Here is a 3,215-nt window from a genome sequence, read left to right on the forward strand (position 1 = left end):
TACCGCAACCGATTGAACACGGCCTGCCGATAAACCACGGGCAATTTTCTCCCACAGCAATGGCGATACCATAAAGCCCACCACACGGTCAAGGAAACGGCGTGCCTGTTGCGCGTTGACACGGTTTAAATCTAGACGTGTTGGCTGTTTAAATGCTTCCTGAATGGCATTCTTGGTAATTTCGTTAAAGACCACACGATGGTAACGGCTATCATCACCACCGATCACTTCCCGTAGATGCCATGCAATTGCCTCTCCTTCCCTATCCAAGTCCGTTGCGAGATAGATGGCATCCGCATCTTTAGCGAGTTTTTTTAGTTCGGCAACCACATGTTCCTTGCCAGGCAGTACTTCATAATGGGCAATCCAGTCATGTTCTGGATCGACACCCATACGGTTGATCAGGGCAGATTGTGCTTTTTGTTCTTTTTCCGCTTCGGTCAGTTTGGTACGGGTGGCAGGCTTCTTTTCAGTCGATTTTGCACCGCCACCTGTAGGTAGGTCACGCACATGACCGACCGATGACCTGACAATAAATTGTGAACCCAAATATTTATTAATGGTTTTCGCTTTTGCAGGCGACTCCACAATCACTAAGGCACGTTTAGTTGCAGCAGAGTTAGAAGCTGCTGTGCTTTTGGAAGCAGAGCGTGGAGTATTCGCCATAATAAATCGTTTTTCCTATAATTAATCAAATAATTAGCGCTGAGCTAATTCATGTAAATATGCTTTCATTGCTTCAAGCTGAGTGGCTCTTAAATCAGTTTCTTCATCCCAATATAGCCCGACACAGTTTGCTTGCATATCAATAGCATAAACTCCTTTTAATGCAATGGGTAAATCATTAAATTTCTGATCACCCTGCACCACCTGAAGTTTTCCATCCACCACGCGCGCGCGCATGAGTGCCAAACGTGCATCTGGAATCAGTACACTATAATAAGCCACCATGCTGGCACGTTTTTCGGATGCCATTGGAATCTTTGTCCATTCAGGTGCCACAATCAAACGTGGATGCAGCCCCATTTTACGCGCCTGCTCACGCATCATGCCAAGCGCCTTTTCCCGTGGACTGACACGTAAGCCAAAAATAGAGCCAAGTACAAACAGTACAATCGCAACCGTGATCCAAATTCCAATATTACTCATATAGCCGCCTAAAACTTCCTTTTATTAGCGTTACATAAGTTTAAGTTAAAAGGCAAGTTGATCACATTATATTTATTTTAGCATTGCCCAAAGGTCGATATTATTTTGTAAATAAACAGGTTTATTTTCCTGAATTTGAACGATTTGATACTTTTTCAGCAAATTTAGCATATGTGTAATTTGCGCTTGGTTTTCAAACTTCAATGCTGCCTTGATTGAATTAGATAAGGTTTCTAACTTTGAGGGTTTGTTATTGTTGACTTTGGATAAATAGTCACAGTATTGCTTGATATGCATCAAATGTGGACGTTCTTTAATATATGCCATTGTCATTTTATCATCATCACTTACTGCTTTTGTTCCATTGACTTGTAGAAACTTTTTCATTTGTTTTTGATGATATTCAAGTTTATTCTGCTTGATTGAAACCATCTGTAATTTTTGTAAATCAAGTAACATATCTTCAGCTTGTTGTTGATTTAAACTACACCAGGACATTAATGATTTCAGCAACGATTTGCTCTTTTTGGGCTGATTTTTAAGTAAAAGTTGCACAGCCTTATGTATAGTATCATCTACAAAAGTCACTTGTAATGGGTTGATTTTAGTTTCAATCGTTGTGACAGCTACCTCAACCATTTTCTTAGGTTCAGTTAATTGCTGTTTGAGTTGTGCCGATTGAATTCCCACTTGTTCAAGTAACTCAACTGCATAAGACATCGCTGCATCATTTGACATGACATCAATTGAGCTTCCTTTATCTAACTGAGCAGACAAACGCCCAGCTATGAATGTCAAACCAAAGTCAGCAGAATTTGCACCTGTTTTAGGCATTTTAATGATGAGCAAGCGTTTATCTTGTATGGCAAGACTGAGTTCCATTAAATCATCTAGTGCAATATTTAAATGTGAATTTGCATAAACCAAAATCACTTGACTGTATTGTTTTAATAGAAAGTTTAATTCACGAACTTTTTTGGGTTGGTTTTCGATATCCAATAATAATATGTTCTGCATATGACCTATCATATTTTAATAATGTGGTGGTTTATTACTCATGGGATCAAAAGCGGCTATTCCCTCAGACAAGTCAGATGCCTCAACACGCTGGTACAACAACTGCATCTGTTTTTTTAAATCAGCAATTTCACGCGTCTGAATGGCGAGCTGTTGATTCAATTGCTCAACTAAATCATCCAAAAATGCAATTCGCACTTGCAAATCTTCAATGGGTGCGGAAAATGACGCGTGATCATCAAAATTTTTTGGTTTAGTCATTTCAGACCTCATCTGAGCTTTTAGGAAACATTATGGCCTATATTACTTTAAGGGATGTCCATCTCGCATTTGGCGGACCTGCCCTACTCGACGGCGCGAACTTTAATCTGGAGCGTGGCGAACGAGTCTGTTTAATCGGTCGTAATGGCGAGGGTAAGTCTACTTTATTAAAACTGATTGAGGGAAGCTTATTACCTGATACAGGTGAAGTTTCGATTCAAAATGGTTTAACTGTTTCAATGTTAGCCCAGGACGTGCCGATGGATTCAGGCAAAGTGGCCGATATTGTTGCTGATGGCGCAGGCGAAGCTGCAACCGTACTCAAAGACTACCATGAAGCAAGTGATGCCTGTGTATTAGGCGATATGGAAGCCTGTGACCGTATGGGCATGCTCCAGCACAAACTCGACCAACTGGATGGCTGGGCACTGGAAAACAAGGTCAATACCATTTTGGGCAAAATGGGGCTAGACCCAAATGCCGATCTGGCTGACTTGTCTGGTGGGCGTAAGCGTCGTGTCTTGCTTGCCCGCGCCCTATTAACCCAGCCTGATGTGTTATTACTGGACGAACCAACCAACCATTTAGATGTAGAAAGTATTGAATGGTTAGAAAAGTTCCTGCTCGACCAGAATAATCTAACTCTTTTATTTATTTCACATGACCGTTCCTTTGTTGACAGCATTGCAACACGTATTGTTGAACTTGATCGTGGTGTTTTGCGTGGTTATGAGGGCAATTATTCACGTTACCTCGACCTCAAAGCTCAGCAAATGGAAGCAGAAGAA

General features: G+C 41.2%; 5 protein-coding genes. 1 reads left to right on the forward strand and 4 read right to left on the reverse strand.

Annotated elements, in window-relative coordinates:
- The 4 genes from B4H32_RS12040 to B4H32_RS12055 form a co-directional block, all read right to left on the reverse strand.
- Positions 1-666, reverse strand: a 666-nt coding sequence (locus B4H32_RS12040) for a toprim domain-containing protein (RefSeq protein WP_286803253.1), incomplete at its 3' end; no start/stop codon positions are given.
- A 33-nt stretch (positions 667-699) separates the two neighbouring features.
- The gene (locus B4H32_RS12045) at positions 700-1,149 is read right to left on the reverse strand and encodes a hypothetical protein (protein ID WP_004680560.1); all 450 of its coding nucleotides are present in this window, start codon (positions 1,147-1,149) and stop codon (positions 700-702) included.
- A gap of 72 nt (positions 1,150-1,221) precedes the next feature.
- The gene (locus B4H32_RS12050) at positions 1,222-2,166 is read right to left on the reverse strand and encodes a PIN domain-containing protein (protein WP_286803255.1); all 945 of its coding nucleotides are present in this window, start codon (positions 2,164-2,166) and stop codon (positions 1,222-1,224) included.
- Positions 2,167-2,181: 15 nt separating this feature from the next.
- On the reverse strand, positions 2,182-2,427 hold the full coding sequence (locus B4H32_RS12055) for a SlyX family protein (RefSeq protein ID WP_004674576.1): 246 nt from the start codon (positions 2,425-2,427) through the stop codon (positions 2,182-2,184).
- 32 nt (positions 2,428-2,459) lie between these two features.
- On the opposite strand from B4H32_RS12055, the gene B4H32_RS12060 reads away from it, so the two are divergent.
- Positions 2,460-3,215: ABC-F family ATP-binding cassette domain-containing protein (locus B4H32_RS12060; RefSeq protein ID WP_286803258.1), on the forward strand; the 756-nt coding region annotated here is incomplete at its 3' end.

Source organism: Acinetobacter sp. UBA2063 (assembly GCF_002333245.1).
Lineage (GTDB): Bacteria > Pseudomonadota > Gammaproteobacteria > Pseudomonadales > Moraxellaceae > Acinetobacter > Acinetobacter parvus.

Coding starts and splice junctions, on each gene's coding strand:
- B4H32_RS12045 (WP_004680560.1), bottom strand. CDS start 1,149: ATGAGTAATATTGGAATTTGGATCACGGTTGCGATTGTACTGTTTGTA.
- B4H32_RS12050 (WP_286803255.1), bottom strand. CDS start 2,166: ATGCAGAACATATTATTATTGGATATCGAAAACCAACCCAAAAAAGTT.
- B4H32_RS12055 (WP_004674576.1), bottom strand. CDS start 2,427: ATGACTAAACCAAAAAATTTTGATGATCACGCGTCATTTTCCGCACCC.